We start from the raw sequence: 20,820 nt of genomic DNA, 5'->3' as shown, positions 1-20,820 counted from the left end.
GCGGCAAGGACGCTGCTACGACGACAGGGTCCGCCAGTTCGCCCACGCGAGCTTCCGGCGGGAAGGCCGGGGGGCCGGTGACAGGGCTGTCCCCACGGCGTCGTACAGGTTGATGCTGATCCATGAAGTTCAAGAACGCGCTTGTTGATCCTGCTGACATGAGCAGTGACGCGCGTTTGCCGGCGATTTCCGCCGGGGAACATCAGGCAGCAGACGCACCCCATCTCATTGCCATTCCGGCCGGCCCGAAAGCGCCCGCCATGGCCGCAACACGCGCGCGCCGCCTGACCCTGTTCAGGGCGCGCGCTCGGAGACTATTCAATGACCACGCGCATGCTGATCGACGCGCGTCACCCGGAAGAGACCCGGGTCGCCGTCGTCCAGGGGAACCGGATCGAGGAGTTTGACTTCGAATCCGCCGAGCACAAGCAACTCAAGGGTAATATCTATCTCGCCAAGGTGACCCGCGTCGAACCGTCGCTCCAGGCGGCGTTCGTCGATTACGGCGGAAACCGCCACGGCTTCCTCGCCTTCAGCGAAATCCACCCCGATTACTACCAGATCCCGAAGTCCGATCGCGAAGCCCTGCTCCGCGAAGAGGCGGAGCATGCCGCCGAGGAAGAACGCCTCCGCGCCGAGGCCGAGGACGAGCCGCTCGATCCGCATCATGAGGACGACGGCACCGACGACCGCCCCGAGGAGCCCGAGGGCGAGCACGACGGCGAAGCCAGCGAAGAGGGCGATGCCCGCCCCCGCAACGGCCGCCGCAACCGCAAGGACGAGGCCGCCGACGAGGTTCGCCGCAAGCGTCTGAACCTGCGCCGCCGCTACAAGATCCAGGACGTCATCCAGCGCCGCCAGGTGCTGCTGGTCCAGGTCGTCAAGGAAGAGCGCGGCAACAAGGGCGCGGCGCTCACCACCTATCTCAGCCTCGCCGGCCGCTATTGCGTGCTGATGCCGAACACGAGCCATGGCGGCGGTATCAGCCGCAAGATCTCGAACGGTTCGGACCGCAAGCGCCTGAAGTCGATCATCGCCGACCTCAAGCTGCCGGGCACGATGGGCCTCATCGTCCGCACCGCCGGGCTTGAACGGACCAAGGTCGAGATCAAGCGCGACTTCGATTATCTCGCGCGCCTTTGGGACGAGGTCCGCGAACGGACCCTCGCCTCGTCGGCCCCGGCGCTCATCTACCGCGACAGCGACCTTGTGAAGCGCGCCATCCGCGATCTCTACCACCGCGACATCGACGAGGTGCTGGTCGAGGGCGAGGACGGCTACAAGGCCGCCCGCGGCTTCATGAAGCTGCTCATGCCGAGCCACGTGAAGAAGGTGCAGTCGCACAATGACGCGACCCCGCTTTTCCAACGCTACGGCGTCGAGGACCAGCTCGCGGCCATGTACCACCCGCTCGTTCAGCTGAAGAGCGGCGGTTACATCGTCATCAACCCGACCGAGGCCCTGGTCTCGATCGACATCAACTCGGGCCGCTCGACGCGCGAGCACAACATCGAGCAAACCGCCTACGCGACCAACATCGAGGCCGCGCAGGAAATCGCCCGCCAGCTTCGCCTGCGCGACATGGCCGGCCTCGTCGTCATCGACTTCATCGACATGGAACAGAACAGCCATGTCCGGAAGGTCGAGAAGGCGATGAAGGAAGCGCTCAAGAACGACCGCGCCCGGATCCAGGTCGGCCGTATCTCGAGCTTCGGCCTGATGGAGATGAGCCGCCAGCGCCTGCGCACCGGCGTGCTCGAAGCCTCGACCAAGGCCTGCCCGCATTGCGACGGCACCGGCCTGATGCGGACCGCCTCGTCGGCCGGCCTCAGCGCGCTGCGCATGATCGAGGACGAAGCGGCCCGCGGCCGCGGCGAGAAGGTCTGCCTCCGCGCCGGCGCCGAAGCGGCGGTCTATGTCCTCAACAAGAAGCGCGCCGAGCTCGCCGACATCGAGGCCCGCTACGGCGTCTCGGTCGAGGTGCTGGTCGACCCGACCTTCGAAGGCGCCCGCATGGCGGTCGAGAGCAGCGGGCCCCGCCCGGTCGCTCCGGTCCGCCCCGTCGCCGCCCCCGCCCCGATCGAGGAAGATGATTTCGAGATCGACGAGGAGGAAATCGAGGAAGAGGGCGCCGACGAGGATCGCGCCGAGCGTGGCGATCGCGGCGACAGCGACGAGGATGAGCGCGGCCGCCGCCGCCGCCGTCGTCGCCGTGGCGGTCGGAACCGCCGCCGCGATGGCGAAGCGGGCGAGCGCGACGACAGCGAACGCGGCGAGGAAGCCGACTCCGACGAGGTGGCCGAGCCGACCGACGAGGCTGGCGAGGAGCGTATCGCCGAGGGCGAGACCCATGAGGACGAGCCGCGCAAGCGTCGCGGTCGTCGTGGCGGCCGCCGCCGGGGTGGCCGTGGCCGCGATGGCGAGGAAGGCTCGGAGGAGCAGTCGCCGGTCCCGGTCGAAGCGCCGATGATCGAGCCCGTTCCGAGCGAGGACCCGGCTCCCGAGGTCGTTGCGGCCCAGCCCGAGGCCGAGCCGGTCGCCGAAGAGAAACCCAAGGCGCGCCGCCGTCCGCGGGCCCGCAAGGCCGACGCCGCCGCCGAAGCCGCTGCGCCCGAGCCGACCGTGGCTGCGGACGCTCCGGCTGCCGACCTGCCGAGCGAACCGGTCGCGGAAGAGAAGCCCAAGCCCAAGCGCCGGACCCGCAAGAAGGCCGAGCCCGCCGAAGCGGCCGCCCCGGTCGCGGACACCCCAGCCGCGCCCGCGGCTGAGGAGCCCGTCGCTGCCGAAGCGCAGGCCGAGACTGACAAAGCGCCCGTTGCTGCTGCCGCTGGCGATAGCGAGGAGACCCAGCCGGCCCGCAAGGGCTGGTGGTCGCGGACCTTCGGCTAAGGCCTAGGCCCCGCCGCTCGCAAGGCGGTGGATCGCCCGATTGTGATGCACATGGAGCCCAGGCGCTTCCTGCTCGACGAGAGCAGCAAGCGCCTGGGCGACCATGGTCGCCGGAATGGGCGCATAACGGTCGAGCTTTCCGACCAGGATCGCATTCAGCAACGGCGCCAGGCGCTGGCCAATGCCTTCCGCTGCGCGGCGCTCTTTGCGCTGCCCGAGCAACAGGCCCGGACGGACGATGTCGACCCGCGCGAAGCCCATCGCCTCGATTGCGGCCTCGACCTCGCCCTTGAGGCGAAGATAGGCATTGCGGCTCCCCGCGTCGGCGCCGCTCGAGGACACCAGCAGGAAGTGCCGCGCACCGGCCTTGCGCGCCGCTTCCGCGAAGGCCAGCACCGCGTCCCGGTCGACGGCGGCGAACGCCTCCCAGCTTCCGACCGCCTTGCGCGTGCTGCCCAGCGTCGACATCGCGACATCGAGCCGTTCGCCCGCCAGCAGCCCCGGCCAGTCGGCCATCGGCCCCAGCTTCTCCCGCGCCGCGCCGCTCGGCCGGCGCCCGAGCACCAGGAGGTCGTGCCGCGCCTCGAGCAACGGCCAGAGCTGCCGCCCGATCAGCCCCGTGGCGCCGATCAGTCCGACCCTCATCAGAATTTCTCGGGCAGTTCGACCGGGCCGACGAGCGCCTCGTGGCGCGCGATGGCAAAGGGGTCGGTCATGCCCGCCACATAGTCGGCGATGTTGCGCGCGGTCGTCTCCGCGCACTCGCCCCGATGCCAGGCATCGGGCAGCAGGCGCGGGTCGTCGAGATAGGCGGCCGCGAGATTGGCCACCACGCGCTGCGCCTCGATCCGCACCGGCTGCAACGCCGGCGCATTGTAGAGATTGGCATAAAGGCAGCGCTTCAGCGCCCGCTCCTCGCCCGCCAGCTTCTCGGAGAAACCTGCCAGCGCGTGCCCGGCTTGGCGGACGTCGTCGATCGTCTCGATCCCGCCTTCCGCCACCCGCCGCCGCGTCTCGGCCAGAAGGTCGCCGACCATCGTCCCGATCTGGTCGCGGACCAGCGCCTTCACCCGCCGCTCCATGCTGAGGTCGGGCCAGCGCGCCGATATCGCATCCCAGTGGCGCTTCACGAACGGCTGCTCGAGCAGCAGGTCGAGCGGGAGTACCCCCGCGCGAAGCCCGTCGTCGATGTCGTGATTATCGTAGGCGATGTCGTCGGCGAGCGCCGCGACCTGTGCCTCGAGGCTCGGCCAGCTTTCGAGGTCGAGCGGCCAGGCGGCATCGACCCCTGCCAGCGCCCATTGCGGCGCCCTCGCCGGCCCATTGTGCTTGGCCAGCCCCTCCAGCGTCTCCCAGCTGAGATTGAGCCCGTCGAATTGCGGATAGGGCGTCTCGAGCTCGGTCACGAGTCGCAGCGTGTGGCCGTTGTGGTCGAACCCGCCGTGCGGCTCGATCGCCTCGTCGAGCGCATCTTCCCCGGCATGGCCGAAGGGTGGATGGCCGAGGTCGTGCGCGAGGCAGAGCGCCTCGGTCAGGTCCTCGTTGAGCCCGAGAACGCGGGCGATGGTCCGCCCGATCTGCGCGACTTCGAGGCTGTGGGTCAGGCGGACCCGGTAATGGTCGCCGTCGGGCGCGACGAAGACCTGCGTCTTGTGGCGCAGGCGGCGGAAGGCGACCGAGTGGACGATCCGGTCGCGGTCGCGTTGGAAGGCGTCGCGCGGGCCCCGCGGACCCTGATCGGGCTCGGGATGGAAACGGCCGCGGCTGGCGGAAGGCTGGGCAGCAATGCCGGGAGGAAGCGTCACTTGGCGGCGAGCTTCTCGACCTTGATCCCGGCGGGCGCGGTCCAGACGAAGCCTTCGAGCTTCGCCTCGTGAAGGTCGTTCACCAACTCCTGCGCGCTGTCCTGGTCCTTGAACGGCCCGACCAGCAGCCGCGACCAGCCCTTCACCGCGACCACCACCGGCTGACGCCCCTTGAACAGGCTCGCCTTCTTCGCGCGGATCCGGGAAAATTCGCGCTCCATCTGGTCCGCCTTCGATCCCCCGGCGAGTTGGACGTAGATGCGCGACGATGTCGAGGCGCCCTTGGCCGGCTTGTCGTCGGCCTCGGCCTCCGCCTTCTTGTCCTTGCCGTCAGCCTTGCCGCCCTTGGCCTTGGCGTCGGCTTTTCCCGTCGTCTTCCCCTTCAGCGACAGCTCGGCGAGCCGGACCTTGTCCTTGGCCGCGGGCTCCTCCACCGACTTGGCCTTGGTCTTGGCCTTGGCCGCGCTCTTTTCGACGATCGGCTTGGGCGCGGGCGGCGGCTTGGGGGCCGAGGCTGCTTCCTTCGGGATCTTGCCCAGGGTGGTCTCGATATCGGCGATCCGGTCGATCAGCGGCGTCACCTCGCCGGGGCGGCTCTTGCTGATGCGCGGGGTGACTGATGCTACCCGCACCGGGGCTGGAGTGATCCTGGCGACGACCGGCGCGGGAGTCGGCGCGACCGGAACCGGCGCCGGAGATTCGACGCTGGCAAGCGCCGCGCCTTCCGCCGGCATGATGCCGAGATGCACCGCCGCGGCCTTCTGCCCCGGCCCGAGCGTTGACAGGCGTCGCAGGAACGGATCGAAGCCGGCGCTCGAGCCCGGCATCATCGCCGCAATGGCCTGGCGCGCGCCTTCGAGGTCGCCGCCGAGGGCGAGGATCAGCGCTCGCGCGCGCCGCGCCCCCGCATCGCGCCGCGCGAGCAGGGGATCGAGCATGGTCAGCGCTTCGGCCTTGCGGCCGCTGATGCCGAGGCTGAGCGCGAGCCGGCGACGCGCCTCGTCGGCGTCGGGCCCGGCGAGCACCGCGCGATAGTCGCTCTGCGCTTCGGCTTGGCGGGCGAGGAGGTCGAAGGCGAGCCCGCGGTCGAGCGCGATCAGCGACTGGGTCGCCCCCAGACGCTGCGCCTGCTCAAACAGGCCGAGCGCCGCCTGCGCCTCGCCCATCTGCGCCAGCGCCGCACCCTGCCCGGCCTTGGGCGCCCAGTGCGCCGAATTGATTTCCTCGGCGCGCCCGAAGAAGCCGATCGCAGCCTCGCTGTCGCCAAGCTTCAGCGCCGACCGGCCGGCGGCCAGCAGTGCATTATAATCCTTGGGGTTGATCGCCAGCAGCCGGACGTTGCGAGCGAGCGCGGCCTCGGGGCTCTCGAGCATCCCGGCGACCGGCGCGGGCGGCGGCGCGGGGGCGTTCCCACCGATATATTGGGCAGCCGCCGGCGCGGGCAGCAGCACGGCGCCGCCGAGCAGCAGATACGAAAAGCGGATCATCCCCATCCCATGTCCGGGTCTAGCTGAGCGGGCGCTGACGAAAAGGGCTGGTGGCGGCGAAGCGTTGGCCGCGAACGGCGAACCGAGGCCTCCGGACGCACGTCGCCCCGGCGGTGGCCGAGGAGAAGCGAGATCGCTTCGTCGCTCGGCCCCCGCCGGGGCGCGCTGGCTTACTGGTTGTTCTGGCGGTTGAGGAAGCGCGGGATGTCGAGCGGCTCGCGGCGGAGGCTCGGGGTCTGCTCTTCCTCGATCTTGCCGCCGGCACGGGCCATCGAGCTCATCCGCTCGAACAGGGTGCCCGAGGCGACCGCCGGCTTGGCCGGCGTGATCTCTTCATCGCGCGGCGGCGCAATTGGCGGCGTTCCGACCGGAGTGGTCAGGATATCGTCGCTGTCGAGCAGCAGCTCGTCGCCATTGCCCTCGTCACCGAGGTCGAGCGGCCCGGGCGCCTTGGCGACCGGGGCCGGCGCGGCGGTCGTGGCAGCCGGTGCCGGGGTCGCGCTGGTGCGGCCCGGGAAGGTGAAGACCTTGCTTGACGCGGTCGCGGTCGACCCGCCGGTGACCGGCTTGGTCGCTTCTTCGGCCTCGATGCCGGTGGCGACGACCGAAACGCGGATCTTGCCGTCGAGGTCGTTGTTGAACGCCGAACCCCAGATGATGTTGGCGTCGGGGTCGACCAGTTCCTTGATGTGGCTGGCGGCCTCGTCGACTTCCATGAGGCGCATGTCCTCGCCGCCAGTGATCGAGATGATGACGCCCTTGGCGCCCTTCATCGAGACGCCGTCGAGCAGCGGGTTCGAGATCGCCTTCTCGGCCGCCTCGATCGCGCGATTGTCGCCCGACGCTTCGCCGGTGCCCATCATCGCCTTGCCCATCTCGCCCATGACCGAGCGGACGTCGGCAAAGTCGAGGTTGATGAGGCCCGGCATGACCATCAGATCGGTGATCCCGCGGACGCCCTGCTGGAGGACCTCGTCCGCCATCTGGAACGCTTCCTTGAAGGTCGTGTCCGAATTGGCGAGGCGGAACAGGTTCTGGTTCGGGATAACGATCAGCGTGTCGACGTGCTGCTGGAGCTCGGCGATGCCCGATTCGGCCGCGCGGGTCCGGCGCGAGCCTTCGAACGCGAACGGCTTGGTCACGACGCCGACCGTCAGGATGCCCTTGTCACGCGCCGCCTTGGCCATGACCGGCGCGGCGCCGGTGCCGGTGCCGCCGCCCATGCCGGCCGCGATGAAGCACATGTGCGCGCCTTCGAGCGCGCGCTCGATCTCTTCCATCGCCTCTTCGGCGGCGGCGCGACCGATCTCGGGCCGGGCGCCGGCGCCGAGGCCTTGCGTGATCTTGTGGCCGAGCTGGATCCGGCGATCGGCGAGGCTGGCGTTGAGCGCCTGGGCATCGGTGTTGGCGACCGCGAAGTCGACGCCCTGCACGTCGGCGCGAATCATGTTGGCGATCGCGTTGCCGCCAGCACCGCCGACTCCGATGACCGTGATCCGCGGCTTCAGCTCGTCAACCGCCGGCCGGACGAAATCGATGCTCATGTGGTGGGACCCCCGCCTATCAACGCGTTGAACTTGTAAGGATGAATCTATGATTCACCGGAGTCTGCGGCACAAGCGGAAAAGTTAACATTGGTGCATCTTTTCCGACGAGACGTGGCTCGGGGGACTCAATCGTCCCGAACCGGGACGATCACCGCCCGCCGCGGATCGCCGACACCAGTCGCGCGAGCATTCCGCCGGCCTGCGGGCCCGGCTTGGCGCTCGGCAAGGCGAGGTCGCGGATGTCGCCGCCGCTGCCCTGGCTCGCCAGCATCGCCAGCCCGACGAGGCTGGTGAAGGCCGGGCCGCTGTGCGCGTCGGGAAGCCCGGTCAGCGCCCGCGGCCGGCCGACCCGGACCGCCCGCCCGAGCACGCCCTGCATATAGTCCGCGATATTCTTGAGCTCGGCGCCGCCACCCGTCAGAACGACCTGCCCGCCGACCGGCTTCACGAAGCCCATGTCCTTCAGGGCTTCCTCGACCTCGGCGGTGGTCCGCTCGACCCGCTGGCGGATGACGGTCATCAGCTGCGCGCGGCTGATCCGCAGCGGCTCGGCCCCGTCGTCGGCCCCGATCGGAAGCGCCTCGACCACTTCGTGATTGTCGCGCGGGCTCGTCATCGCCGAGCCGTGGAAGCATTTGATCCGCTCGGCATCGCGGCGCCTAACCCCGAAGGCGGCGGCGATGTCGTCGGTGATATCCTTGGCGCCGAGCGGGATCGAGCGCAGCCCGACCAGCATGCCGCCGGCATGGAGCGAGACATTGGTGACTTCCGCGCCCAGCTCGACCAGCGCCACGCCGAGGTCGCGCTCCTCGGGGCTGAGGCAGGCCAGCGCCGCCGCGACGGGCGAGGCGACGATCGCGCGGACCCCGAGATGCGCCTGGCGGATGGTGAGGTCGACGTTGCGCAGCGGCGCCTCGTCGGCGGCGATGACGTGGATGTCGACGCCCAGCCGGCTGGCGTGCATGCCGATCGGCGAGCGCACGCCCTGCACCTCGTCGATCGTGTAGAGCGCGGGATTGGCGTGGAGCACCACCTGTCCGTCGCGATCGACCGCGTCGCGCCCGGACTGGAGCAATTCCTCGACGTCGGTCGGCTCGACCTGGTGCCCGCCGATCTCGACCTCGACCGTGGCGAGATCGCTGCTGAGCCCGCCCGCGCCATAGCTCGCCCAGACGTCCTCGATCGTCTGGCTGCTCATCCGCTCGGCCTGCTCGACCGCCTCGCGGACCGCGACCTCGGTCGCCTCCATGTCGGTGACGAAGCCGCGCTTGACGCCGCGACTCTGTCGCTGGCCCGTGCCGAGGACGCGCGGGCGCCCTTCCTCGTCGAGGGTGCAGACCAGGGCCGAGACCTTGGACGATCCGATGTCGAGCGCGCCGATCAGGACCGGCTCTTCGCGATTGGCCATCAGTTGGCCACCTCTTGCGTGGTGGCTTCGGGCGGGGTTGCCCCCGGGGGAACGCGGACGATCATCTTGCCGGGCACTCTGAGGTCGAAGCGGATCATGTCGCGGCCGAGGAGGCCGACCGAGCGATCCATCTTGGCGAAGCGCTTGAGCGCCTTGGCGGCCGCGGCCTCGCCTTCGGGCAGCGACACGGTCTCGCCGGTCGCGAAGGACAGGTCCCAGCGACGCCCGCCGATCCACGTCGCCGAGGCGAGTTGCGGCTTCAGCGTCGGAACCGCGTCGACCATCCGGTGAAGCGACACGGCCTGCCGGTTGGCGCCGGGCCCGATCAGCAGCGGCAGGTCGGGCATCTTGTCGACCGGGACCGCGTCGAGGACCACGCCCTCGCCGTCGATCAGGCTGAGCCGGCCCTGCTGCTGCCAAACCGCTGCGGGGGTGCGCTCGACGAGGTCGACCACGAGCCCGCCGGGAAGCTGGCGCGACACGCGCGCATCCTTGACCCACCCGAACTGCAGCAGATTCTCGCGGATCCGGTCGAGGTCGACCAGCGCCTGGGCCGGTTCGTCGGTCCCGATCGGCGCTTCCTCGGCGGCGCGGCGAAGCTCGTCGGTCACCACCGAATCGACCTTGCGCCGATCCATGTTCTTGAGGCCGACGATCTGGTAGCTGTCGACTTTGAACCCCGCCTCGCCGGTGGCGGCGCCGGTCGCGCGGAGCGCCTTGCCCGGCAGGTCGAGCGCGATGATCGCGACCAGGGCCATGACGGCGACCAGCACGAGGAACGCATAACGCGCGAGCTTGCCGCTCCCCTCGGGCCAGGGCGACGCGGCGCGGGCGGGCGCCTTGCGGCTGCCCTTCCCTCGCCCCTTGCCCGAAGCCGGCCGCCGGATGGCCTGTGCGTTCACGCGGCCTGCCTGCCTTCGAGCGCTTCGGCGATGAGCCGCTCGGCCAGTTCGCCGTAGGCGATGCCGCGCTGCCGCGCCTGCTCGGGAACGAGGCTCAGCGGGGTCATCCCCGGCTGGGTGTTCACCTCGAGGAGATAGATGCCGGCTTCGCCCTGCTCGTCGTCCCAGCGGAAGTCCGACCGGCTGGCCCCCTTGCAGCCAAGCGCCCGGTGCGCGAGCAGCGCCATGTCGAGCATCGACTGGGCAATCTCCGCCGGGATTTCGGCCGGGCAGATATGCTGGGTCACCCCGTCGGTATATTTGGCCTCGAAATCGTAGAAGTCGTTGTGCGGCTTCAGCTCGGTCACGCACAAAGCCTCGTCGCCGAGCACCGCCACGGTCAGCTCGCGCCCGCGAATGAAGGGTTCGGCGAGCAATTCGTCGAAGTCGTTCCACGGCCCCTTGGTGTCGCGCCCGATCGGGTTGCCGTAGTTGCTGGCGTCGGTGACGATCGCGACCCCGACCGACGAACCTTCGTTGACCGGCTTGAGCACATAGGGCCGGGGAATCGGATCACGCTCGAACAAGGTTTCCGAACGCGCCATCGTCCCCTTGGGCATGCGCACGCCCGCGGGCACCAGCAGCAGCTTGGTCAGCTCCTTGTCGATCGCGATGGCCGAGGTGCTCAGCCCCGAATGAGTATAGGGAATGCCCATCAGGTCGAGCATGCCCTGGACCGAGCCGTCCTCGCCCGGGTGGCCGTGAAGCGCGTTGAACACCACGTCGGGGCGCAGCCCCTGCAGCACCTGCGCGACGTTGCGGTCCATGTCGACTTCGGTGATCCGGCTCCAGCCGCGCTCGCGCAGCGCGTCGGCGACGCCCTTGCCGCTCATCAGCGACACTTCGCGCTCGGAGGACCAGCCGCCCTTGAGGACGACGACATGAAGGTCCTTGTTCACCACGCTCAACGCTTCACTCCCACGCGCTGGATTTCCCATTCGAGTTCGGTGCCACTGTGCTCCCGGACCCGGCGACGGACTTCCTCGCCCAGCGTCTCGATGTCGTCGCTGGTCGCGCTTCCAAGATTGAGGAGGAAGTTGCAATGCTTCTCGCTCACCTGCGCGTCGCCGATGGTGAGCCCGCGGCACCCGGCCGCGTCGATCACTTCCCAGGCCTTGCTCGGGAGCGGGTTCTTGAAGGTCGAGCCGCCGGTCTTGCTGCGAAGCGGCTGCGACGCCTCGCGGCTGGCCGCGATCCGGTCCATCTCGACCTGGATCGCCTGCGGCTCCTCGGGATGGCCGCGGAACACCGCGCCGACGACGATCGCGCCTGCCGGAAGCGCGCTGTGCCGGTAGGTGTAGCCGAGGTCATCGTTCGACAGCGTCACCCGCTCGCCCGAGCGGAGCACGACGTCGGCCGAGACGAGGATGTCCTTGACCTCGCGGCCATAGGCGCCGCCGTTCATCCGCACGAAGCCGCCGACCGTGCCGGGAATCGAGCGGAGGAATTCGATCCCGCCGATACCCGCGTCGCGCGCCGAGGAGCTGACCAGGATTCCCGACGCCCCGCCGCCGCATTCGAGAATGGTCTCGTCGATCCGGCGAACCCGCGCGAACGGCTTGCCCAGCCGGACCACGACCCCGGGAACGCCGCCGTCGCGGACGATGAGGTTGGAGCCGAGGCCGAGCGCCATCACCGGCACGTCCGCATCGAGCCCGCGCAGGAATTCCTGAAGGTCCGCCACGTCGGCGGGCTCGAACAGGCGCTCGGCCGCCCCGCCCGCCTTGAACCAGACCAAAGGCGCCAGCGGCGCGTCGGGGGTCAGGCGGCCACGCACCGCCTCGGTCGGGAACGCGCTCATCCCTTGTTCGCCCGCTCGGCCCGGATCGCGTCGGCAAGGCCCGCCGCCCATTTGGTGATGTCGCCCGCGCCCATGCACACGACGAGATCGCCGTCGGCGGCAAGGTCGCGCAGGCTGTGGGCCAGCTCACCAGGGCCCCCGACGGTCTGCACCATGCGGTGGCCGTGGCTGCGGATCGCCTCGGCGAGCGCGGCATGGTCGACGCCCTCGATCGGGCCCTCGCCCGCGGCATAGACCGGAGCCACCATCACCGCGTCGGCCTCGACGAAGGCGTTGGCGAAATCCTCCATCAGGTCGCGCAGCCGGGTGAAGCGATGCGGCTGGACCACCGCGATGACCCGCCCGGCCGTGCTGTCGCGCGCCGCCGACAGGACCGCGCGGATCTCGACCGGATGGTGGGCATAATCGTCGATGATGATCGCCCCGTCGACGTCGCCGACCCGGGTGAAGCGCCGCTTGACCCCGCCGAACCGCTCGAACCCGCGGGCAATGACCTCATCGGCCAGCCCCAGCTCGAGCCCGACCGCGATCGCCGCCAGCGCATTCTGGACATTGTGCCGGCCCGGCATCGGCAGGGTAACGCCGGCAATCCGCCGCCGCTCGCCCGAGCGCTCGAGCACCAGCGCGTCAAAGGTGGTCACCCCGCCGCTCGTCGAGACATTGTCCGCGCGAAGGTCGGCGGCCGCCGAGAAACCATAGGTCACGACCCGCCGGTCCTTGATCCGGCTGAGCAGGTTGGCGACTTCGGGATGGTCGATGCACATCACCGCGAGGCCGTAGAAAGGCACGTTCTCGATGAATTCGACGAAGGCGTCCTTGGCCGCGTCGAAGCTGCCATAATGATCGAGATGCTCGGGATCGATGTTGGTGACGACCGCGATCGTCCCGTCGAGCCGGAGGAAGCTGCCGTCGCTTTCGTCGGCCTCGACCACCATCCAGTCGCCCTTGCCGAGGCGGGCGTTGGAGCCATAGGCGTTGATGATCCCGCCGTTGATGACCGTCGGGTCTAGCTGGCCCGCATCGAGCAGCGCCGCGATCATCGAGGTCGTGGTGGTCTTGCCGTGAGTGCCGGCGACCGCGACCGTATTCTGCATCCGCATCAGCTCGGCCAGCATCTCGGCCCGGCGCACGCGCGGAAGCCGGCGCTCGGCCGCGGCCTGGACCTCGGGATTGTCGGCCCGGATCGCGGTCGAGCAGACCAGCACGGTCGCGTCGCCGAGATTATCCGCGCTCTGCCCGATCATCACCGGGATGCCGGCCTTGCGCAGCCCCTCGGTGACATAGCTTTCCGCCTGGTCCGACCCCTGCACCTTGTAGCCGAGGTGGTGCATCACCTCGGCGATGCCGGACATGCCGATCCCGCCGATGCCGACGAAATGGATCGTCCCGATGTCGCGTCCGAGCGCCTTCATGCCGCGGCTCCCGCAGGGGCGAGGGCAGCCGCTGGCTCAGGGCTCGACACGGCCTTGCCCACCATCACCGGCTTCTCGCCATTGCCGATCCGCTCGACGAGGTCGGCAAGATCGCGCGCGGCGTGCGGCCGCCCGACCGACAGCGCGCGGCCGGCGGCATTGGCGAGCGCCTCGGGATCGTCAGCCAGCGCCTCGATCTGCCGCGCCAGCGCCTCCGGGGTGAACTGCGGCTGCGGGATCATCCGCGCCCCGCCCGCACGGGCGAGTTCGCGGGCATTGGCCGTCTGGTGGTCATCGGTTGCGATCGGAAGCGGGACGAGGATCGCCGGCCGCCCTGCCGCGGTCAGCTCGGCAATGGTCGAGGCACCCGCCCGGCCAATCATCAGGTGGCACTCGCCAAGCTTGGAATCCATGTCTTCGAGGTAAGTCGAAAGCTCGGCCGGAATGCCGAGCGAGCGATAGGTGTCGCGGACCCGCTCGATGTCGTCGGGCCGGCACTGCTGCACCACCTGGAGCCGGTGGCGCAGATTCTCGCCGAGCGCGCCGAGCCCCGCCGGAACGACCGACCCGAGTATGGTCGCGCCCTGGCTTCCGCCCGTCACCAGCAGCTTCAGCGGGGCGACGTCGTCGAATGCCGGGAACGGCAGCTCGCCCAGCCGGACGATGCTTTCGCGGACGGGATTGCCGACCAGCACGACCTTGCCGCGCTGCGACGGCTTCAGCCGCTCGATCCGCTCATAGGCGGTTGCGATCGCCTCCGCGCCGGACGCCAGCAGGCGATTGACCCGGCCGAGCACCGCATTCTGCTCGTGGAGCACCGTCGGGATCTTCAGCGCCGACGCCGCCAGCAGGGCCGGGAAGGCGGGATAGCCGCCGAAGCCGATCACCGCATGCGGGCGATGCTCGCGGTAGAGCGCCTTGGCCGCACGCCGCCCGGCGAGCACCGAGCGGACGCCCTTGAGCAGGCCCCACGGGGTCTTGCTCAGCCTTCCGGCGGGAAGGATGTGGACCGGGACCTTGTCGAACAGGCCCGGGATCTTCGCCCCGCGCGCATCGGTCAGGAGCATGACCCCGTGGCCGCGCGCCTTCAATTCGGCGGCGAGCGCATGGGCCGGGATCATGTGACCACCGGTACCACCGGCGGCGAGGACGAAATTCATTTAGGCGACTGCTCCCCGCTCCACTTCACGACATAGGGCGAGCGCTTCAGATAGGGGTTTCGGCGGGTGAAGGCGAGCAGCAGTCCCATGCCGATCGACAGCGCCAGCATCGAGCTCCCGCCATAGGAGATGAACGGCAGCGTCATGCCCTTGGACGGCGCAAGCTGGACGTTGACCGCCATGTTGATCAGCGCCTGCAGCCCGAACTGGCAGGCAAGGCCCGCGGCCGCGAGCAGCGCGAAAGGCTCGTCTTCGTCGAGGAGCTTGACCAGCACCCGAACCACGATCGCGCAATAGATGGCGGCGATCGCCATGCAGGCGATGAGGCCGAACTCCTCGCCGATCACCGAGAAGATATAGTCGGTGTGGGGCTCGGGCAGGTGGAACTTGCGGGTGCCGCCGCCCGGCCCCATGCCGAGCAGGCCGCCCGCGGTCAGCGTGCGCATCGCATTCTCGACCTGGAAATTGTCGCCCTCTCCGAACAGGAAGCCGTCGATCCGGACCGTCGCCACGTCGTAGAAGAAATAGGCAAGGACGATCCCGACGAGGCCGCCGACACCGATCCCGGCGAGCAGCCGGATGTTGGCACCGGCAAGCGCGATCATCGCGATCCACACCGTCCCGAAGATGATAGTCGAACCGAAGTCCGGCTGGATCATCAGCAGCACCGCGACCAGCCCGGTGAAGGCGCCGGACAGGATCATCACCGGCAGGCCCTTGTCCTTCTCCTTGAGGCTGAGCAGCCAGGCGGTGCTGACGATGAACAGCGGCTTCAGGAATTCGGACGGCTGGATCTGCGCGAAGCCGAAGCCGATCCAGCGCCGCGCGCCGTTCACCTCGGGGCCGATGATCGGGACCAGCAGCATCGCGACCAGGCAGACGCCCGTCCCGATCAGGCTCAGTCGCTTCAATCGCTCGCGCGGCATCATCGAGATGAGGACCATCACTGGCAGCGACAGCGCCAGCCAGACCAGCTGACGGTAGAAATAATGCAGCGGGGCGAAGCGCACCGAGCCGCCCGAATAGCGTTCGGCGGCGGCCGGGCTGGCGGCGGCGACGGCGACGAGGCCGATCGCGATCAGCACCGCGACGAGGACGAGGAGGACCCGGTCGATCTCCCAGAACCAGCGCCCGACCTCGCTTCGGTCGGCGCGGCCGTAGCGATTGCTCGTGTCGATCGGAAAGGCCTTGGCCAGGCTCAGGTTCATAAGGTCCCCACTAGCGCCTTGAAGGCGTCCCCACGCGCCTCGAAGTCACGAAACTGGTCGAACGAAGCGCAGGCTGGCGAGAGTAGGACGGTCTCGCCCGGCTGGGAATCCTCCGCGCAACATTTCACCGCATTTTCCAGCGTTTCCGCGCGCGTGACGTCAATCCCACGCGCCTCGAGCAGCTCGGCGAACATCGGCCCCGCCTCGCCGATGGTGTAGGCGTGGACGACATGGTCGAGATGCTTCGCGGTATCGCCCAACTCCTTGGTCTTCGCCTGCCCCCCGACGATCCAGCGAATGCGCGGGTAAGCCGCCAGCGCCGGCGCGGCGGCCTCGGCATTGGTCGCCTTGCTGTCGTTGACGAAGAGCACGCCCCCGATCTCGCGCACGCGCTCCATGCGGTGCGGAAGGCCGGGGTAGGTGCGGAGGCCCAATTCGATAGCTGCGGCTGACACTTCCAACGCGTAGCTGACCCCAATCGCAGCTGCAGCGTTCAGGCGGTTGTGCGGTCCCTGTAGGGTCGGCCACTCGGATTGCGCATTCATCGAAATCTGAGCGCCAAAGCCTTCGATCATGTCAGTGAAAATAATCTCAATATCGCGCTGCTTGTTCGTCGCTCCGAAGGCAGCATCGGTGTCGTTATCGACAATCACAAACTGGCAGGGCGACTGCATAGAGAAGAGCCGAAGCTTGCTCGCCGCATAAGCCTCGAAGCTCTCGTAACGATCCAAGTGATCCGGCGTGATGTTGAGCAGCACCGCCACCTCGCAGTCGAGGCTTTGCGTCAGGTCGATCTGGTAGCTCGACAGCTCGAGCACATAGACCCCGCCCTCGGGCAGCGGGTCCTGCGCGAGGATCGGCAGGCCGATGTTCCCGCCCATGGTCGTCGGCACGCCCGCGGTCTTGAGGATGTGGTGGACGAGCGCGGTCGTCGTGCTCTTGCCGTTGGTGCCGGTGATCCCGACCACCTTGTGCGGCGGAAGCTCGGGCCGCGCGCGGGCGAACAGCTCGATGTCGCCGATGATCTCAACCCCCGCCTCCCGCGCCCGGGCGGCGATCGGATGCGTGTTGAGCGGCACGCCGGGCGAGACGACAAGGCTGTCGAACTGTGAAAGGTCGGCGTGGTCGAGGTCGAGCAGGGTCGCCCCCTCAGCCTTCGCCCGCGCCTCCTCGTTCCGGTCCCAGGCGATGACCTCCGCCCCGCTCGCCACCAATGCGCGCACGGTCGCGAGGCCGGAGCGGGCGAGCCCGTAGACGGCGTATGTCTTGTTCTTCCAGGCCCCGGCCGTGATCACCGCAGCTTGAGCGTCGAGAGGCCGGCCAGTGCCAGCACGAAGGCGATGATCCAGAAGCGGATCACCACCGTCGGCTCGCTCCAGCCCTTATGTTCGAAATGGTGGTGGATCGGCGCCATCAGGAACACCCGCCGGCCGGTCTTCTTGTAGACCGCGACCTGGATGATGACGCTCAGCGCCTCGACCACGAACAGCCCGCCGATGATCGCCAGCACGAACTCATGGTGCGCCGCGACCGCGACCGCGCCGAGCGCCCCGCCCAAGGCGAGGCTCCCGGTATCGCCCATGAACACCGCCGCCGGGGGCGCGTTGAACCAGAGGAAGGCAAGGCAGGCGCCGACAATCGCCAGCAGCAGCACGGTGAGGTCGCCCGCGCCGAGGACATGCGGAATCCCGAGATAGGAAGCGAACTTCACGTTGCCGACGAGATAGGCAATCAGGGTGAACGCCAGCGCCGCGATCACCACGGGCATGGTCGCCAGCCCGTCCAGGCCATCGGTGAGGTTCACCGCATTGCCGAAGGCGACGATCACGAAGGCGCCGAACACGACGTAGAGCCAACCGATGTCCATCACCGGCCCCTGCACGAACGGCAGATAGAGGTTCGTCCCGCTGACCCGCACCATCATCCAGGTCGCAAGGCCCGCGATCAGGAATTCGAGTGCCAGCCGGACCTTGCCCGGAATGCCCGCATGATGCGCCTTCTTGACCTTGTCATAGTCGTCCATGAACCCGATCGCGCCGAAGCCGGCGGTGACCAGCAGGCAGGCCCAGACATAGGGGCTGCGCAGGTCCATCCACAGAAGGCAGGAGATGCTCACCGAGATGAGGATCAGCAGCCCGCCCATGGTCGGCGTGCCGCGCTTGGCGAGGTGGGTCTGCGGCCCGTCGGCGCGGATCGGCTGGCCCTTGCCCTGCCGGACCCGGAGGTAGTTGATGAACCACGGGCCGATGAGCAGGCCGATGGCGAGCGCGGTCGCAGTCGCCGCGCCGGCGCGGAAACTGATGTAGCGGATGAGGTTGAGGAGTCCCGGAAAGCCGAGATATTCCGCGATTACGTAGAGCATGTCGCGGCGCCCCCTGCCATCCGCTCGACCAGCGACGCAAGACCGATCCCGTTCGATGCCTTGACCAGCACCGCATCCCCCGGGCCGAGCCGTGCCCGGAGCGCGTCGGTCGCCGCCGCCGCGTCCGCCACCAGCGTCGCCGCCGGCTCGCCGCCAAGCGCCTCGAGCAGCGGCCGCGTCGCTTCGCCAACCAGGATCACGTCCGAAACCCCCGCCTCGCGGATCGCCGGGGCGAGCCCGGCATGGGCCGAGGCGCTATGCCCGCCAAGCTCGAGCATCGTCCCGAGCACCGCGATCCGCCGCCCCTCGATCTTCTCGTTGGCGAGGTTGCGCAGCGTCGCCGCCATGCTTGCCGGATTGGCATTGTAGCTTTCGTCGATCAGCAAGGCGGTCCCGCCGGGCACCGCGATCCGGTGCCGCTCGCCGCGGCCCTTGAGGCCGCCCATGTCGCCGAGCGCGAGGCCCGCGGCGGCAAGGTCGGCGCCGACCGCCTCGACCGCGGCCAGCACGGCGAGGCTGTTCGACACCCAATGCTCGCCCGGCTGGGCGATATTGTAGGTGAGGTCCGCGCCCTGCAGGCGGGCGGTGACGAGGCTACCGCCATTGTCGGCCCGGACGGCGTGGAGCGCGGCGATGTCGGCATCGCCCGAACCGAAGGTCAGGATCGTCTCGGCATGGCGCCGCGCCTTCTTCAGCAGCCGGTCGCGATAGGGCGTGTCATTGGGGATGATCGCCGTCCCCTCGGGCTCCAGCCCCTCGAAGATCTCGCCCTTGGCGTCGGCGATCGCTTCCATCGAGCCGAGATTCTCGATGTGGGCCGGGGCGATGGCGGTAATCAGGGTGACGTGCGGGCGGACCAGCCGGGTCAGCGCGCTGATCTCGCCGGCATTGTTCATGCCCATCTCGAACACGCCATAGACGCTGTCGCGCGGCATCCGGGCGAGGCTCAGCGGTACGCCCGTATGGTTATTGTAGCTCTTGAGGCTGCGATGGACCCTGCCCCGGTGCCGCCGCTCGAGCGCCGCCGCGAGCGCTTCCTTGGTGCTGGTCTTGCCGACCGAACCGGTGACCCCGAGCACCTTGCCATCCATCCGCGCCCGCGCGGCGATGGCCAGCGCCTCGAGCGCCTGCGGAACGTCGGCGACGAGCACGTGCGGGCCCTTGACCGGCCTGCTGACGAGCGCGCCCGACGCGCCCCGCCCGAACGCCCCGGCAACGAAGTCATGCCCGTCGGCGACCGTCCCCGGCATGGCGACGAACAGCCAGCCTTCCTCGACCTCGCGGCTATCGAAGGTGATTCCGACCGCGTCGAAAGGCGCGCTTGCGGTGCCGCCGGTCGCGGCTTCAATCTCTGCGGAGGTCCACAAGGGCGCGCTCATCGGGCGACCTCCCGGGCTACCGCCGCATCGTCGAACGGAAGCGAGGTATCGCCGATGATCTGCACCGTCTCGTGACCCTTGCCGGCGAGGAGGACGATGTCCCCGGCCCGCGCCTCGGCGATTGCGGCGGCAATGGCCGCGCGGCGATCGCCAATCTCCTTTGCGTCCGGAGCCCCGGCGAGGACCGCGCGGCGGATCGCGGCCGGGTCCTCGGTCCGCGGATTGTCGTCGGTGACGATCACCACGTCGCTCGCCTCGGCCGCCACCCGACCCATCTCGGGCCTCTTGCCCTCGTCGCGGTCGCCGCCGGCGCCGAGCAGAGTGATCAGCCGCCCTTCGACGTGCGGGCGGAGCGCCGCGATCGCCGCCTCGAGCGCGTCGGGCGTATGGGCATAGTCGACATAGACCGGCGCGCCCGCAGGGGTGATCACCGCCCGCTCGAGCCTTCCGCGGACCGGGCTCAGCCGCGACAGGCCGGCGAAGGTCTCGGCCCAGGTCCCGCCAGTGGCGAGGACCAGCCCGGCCGCGACCAAGACGTTGGCCGCCTGATAGGCTCCGATCAGCGGCAGCTTGAGGGTCCAGTCGCGCCCGCCGTGGCCGAGCGTCAGCACCTGGCCGAGCGCGCTCGCGCTCTGCGCCTTGAGGTCGATCGTCTCGCCCCCCGGCCCGACCGACAGTATTTCAATCCCGCGCTGGCGGGCATGCGCGATCACCTCGGCACTCTTTGGATCGCCGGTCCACACGACCACCGTGCCGCCTTCGTCGACCACTTCGTCGAACAGGCGCAGCTTGGCCGCGAAATAGGCCTCCATGGTGCCGTGGTAATCGAGGTGGTCGCGCGAGAAATTGGTGAAGGCCGCCGCGCTGACCTTGGGACCTTCGCTGCGAAACTGGTCCAGCCCGTGGCTCGACGCCTCGAACGCGACATGGCTGATCCCGAGCTTCCGCAGGCCCGCCATGTTCGACAGGAAGGTGACGATGTCGGGCGTGGTGAGCCCGGTCTTCACCTGGTCGTCGGCGGTGGTCACCCCGAGCGTTCCGACCGAGGCCGAGCGGTGCCCGGCCATCCGCCACAGCTGGCGCACCATCTCGACCGTCGAGGTCTTGCCGTTGGTGCCGGTCACCGCGACCAGGGTCTCGGGATAAGGCGCGAAGAAGCGCGCGGCGAGGTCGGCGAAGCGCCGCCGCGGCGCGTCCGATGGGATATGGACGGCGCCCTCTACCGTCGCTCCGGGCCGGGCGACCACCGCCACCGCGCCGCGCTCGATCGCCGCGGCGATATAATCCTCGCCATTGTGGGCCGAGCCGGGAAAGGCCCCGAACACGGTTCCGGGCGCGACCTTGCGATGGTCAATGGCGAAGCCGGTAACGGCGGCGTCACCACCCTCCGGCAGGGCGTCGACGAATTCCGACAGGCGCAT

The 20,820-nt window shown here is 69.2% G+C and carries 16 protein-coding genes; 1 reads left to right on the top strand and 15 read right to left on the bottom strand.

What is annotated here, in order from left to right; translation table 11 throughout:
• The first annotated feature begins 321 nt into the window (after positions 1 to 321).
• Positions 322 to 2,889 (top strand): Rne/Rng family ribonuclease, encoded by a 2,568-nt coding sequence (locus AC4GYU_RS06200; RefSeq protein ID WP_491086020.1) that lies wholly within the window; start codon positions 322 to 324, stop codon positions 2,887 to 2,889.
• A gap of 3 nt (positions 2,890 to 2,892) precedes the next feature.
• On the opposite strand, the gene AC4GYU_RS06195 is transcribed toward AC4GYU_RS06200, so the two are convergent.
• The 15 genes from AC4GYU_RS06195 to AC4GYU_RS06125 form a co-directional block, all read right to left on the bottom strand.
• On the bottom strand, positions 2,893 to 3,534 hold the full coding sequence (locus tag AC4GYU_RS06195) for an NAD(P)H-binding protein (protein ID WP_491086019.1): 642 nt from the start codon (positions 3,532 to 3,534) through the stop codon (positions 2,893 to 2,895).
• Entirely contained in the window at positions 3,534 to 4,694 is a 1,161-nt protein-coding gene (locus AC4GYU_RS06190) for a deoxyguanosinetriphosphate triphosphohydrolase (protein ID WP_491086018.1), read from the bottom strand. Before AC4GYU_RS06190 ends, AC4GYU_RS06195 begins: the two co-directional genes overlap by 1 nt.
• Complete coding sequence (locus AC4GYU_RS06185; protein WP_491086017.1) at positions 4,691 to 6,181, bottom strand: SPOR domain-containing protein; 1,491 nt, start codon at positions 6,179 to 6,181, stop codon at positions 4,691 to 4,693. Before AC4GYU_RS06185 ends, AC4GYU_RS06190 begins: the two co-directional genes overlap by 4 nt.
• A 170-nt stretch (positions 6,182 to 6,351) precedes the next feature.
• Complete coding sequence (gene ftsZ / locus AC4GYU_RS06180) at positions 6,352 to 7,725, bottom strand: cell division protein FtsZ (RefSeq protein WP_491086016.1); 1,374 nt, start codon at positions 7,723 to 7,725, stop codon at positions 6,352 to 6,354.
• Positions 7,726 to 7,876: 151 nt separating this feature from the next.
• Positions 7,877 to 9,136, bottom strand: coding sequence for a cell division protein FtsA (gene ftsA, locus AC4GYU_RS06175; protein ID WP_491086015.1), 1,260 nt, complete (start codon positions 9,134 to 9,136; stop codon positions 7,877 to 7,879).
• Positions 9,136 to 10,038, bottom strand: coding sequence for a cell division protein FtsQ/DivIB (locus AC4GYU_RS06170; RefSeq protein WP_491086014.1), 903 nt, complete (start codon positions 10,036 to 10,038; stop codon positions 9,136 to 9,138). Before AC4GYU_RS06170 ends, ftsA begins: the two co-directional genes overlap by 1 nt.
• Entirely contained in the window at positions 10,035 to 11,015 is a 981-nt protein-coding gene (locus tag AC4GYU_RS06165; protein WP_491086013.1) for a D-alanine--D-alanine ligase, read from the bottom strand. The genes AC4GYU_RS06170 and AC4GYU_RS06165 overlap by 4 nt, the downstream gene beginning before the upstream one ends.
• Positions 10,982 to 11,878, bottom strand: a complete 897-nt coding sequence (murB, locus tag AC4GYU_RS06160) for a UDP-N-acetylmuramate dehydrogenase (RefSeq protein ID WP_491086012.1) — start codon at positions 11,876 to 11,878, stop codon at positions 10,982 to 10,984. The genes AC4GYU_RS06165 and murB overlap by 34 nt, the downstream gene beginning before the upstream one ends.
• On the bottom strand, positions 11,875 to 13,290 hold the full coding sequence (gene murC, locus AC4GYU_RS06155) for a UDP-N-acetylmuramate--L-alanine ligase (protein WP_491086011.1): 1,416 nt from the start codon (positions 13,288 to 13,290) through the stop codon (positions 11,875 to 11,877). Before murC ends, murB begins: the two co-directional genes overlap by 4 nt.
• A complete protein-coding gene (gene murG, locus AC4GYU_RS06150; protein ID WP_491086010.1) occupies positions 13,287 to 14,450 on the bottom strand; it encodes an undecaprenyldiphospho-muramoylpentapeptide beta-N-acetylglucosaminyltransferase in 1,164 nt (387 codons plus the stop codon). The genes murC and murG overlap by 4 nt, the downstream gene beginning before the upstream one ends.
• Entirely contained in the window at positions 14,447 to 15,658 is a 1,212-nt protein-coding gene (locus AC4GYU_RS06145; protein ID WP_491086009.1) for an FtsW/RodA/SpoVE family cell cycle protein, read from the bottom strand. Before AC4GYU_RS06145 ends, murG begins: the two co-directional genes overlap by 4 nt.
• On the bottom strand, positions 15,655 to 16,953 hold the full coding sequence (gene murD, locus AC4GYU_RS06140; protein WP_491086008.1) for a UDP-N-acetylmuramoyl-L-alanine--D-glutamate ligase: 1,299 nt from the start codon (positions 16,951 to 16,953) through the stop codon (positions 15,655 to 15,657). Before murD ends, AC4GYU_RS06145 begins: the two co-directional genes overlap by 4 nt.
• Positions 16,950 to 18,020, bottom strand: coding sequence for a phospho-N-acetylmuramoyl-pentapeptide-transferase (gene mraY, locus AC4GYU_RS06135; protein ID WP_491086007.1), 1,071 nt, complete (start codon positions 18,018 to 18,020; stop codon positions 16,950 to 16,952). The genes murD and mraY overlap by 4 nt, the downstream gene beginning before the upstream one ends.
• Positions 18,008 to 19,399, bottom strand: coding sequence for a UDP-N-acetylmuramoyl-tripeptide--D-alanyl-D-alanine ligase (locus AC4GYU_RS06130; RefSeq protein ID WP_491086006.1), 1,392 nt, complete (start codon positions 19,397 to 19,399; stop codon positions 18,008 to 18,010). Before AC4GYU_RS06130 ends, mraY begins: the two co-directional genes overlap by 13 nt.
• On the bottom strand, positions 19,396 to 20,820 hold the full coding sequence (locus AC4GYU_RS06125; protein ID WP_491086005.1) for a UDP-N-acetylmuramoyl-L-alanyl-D-glutamate--2,6-diaminopimelate ligase: 1,425 nt from the start codon (positions 20,818 to 20,820) through the stop codon (positions 19,396 to 19,398). The genes AC4GYU_RS06130 and AC4GYU_RS06125 overlap by 4 nt, the downstream gene beginning before the upstream one ends.

Source organism: Sphingomonas sp. SP2 (assembly GCF_058313385.1).
This window is presented reverse-complemented; position numbering and strand designations above follow the sequence as displayed.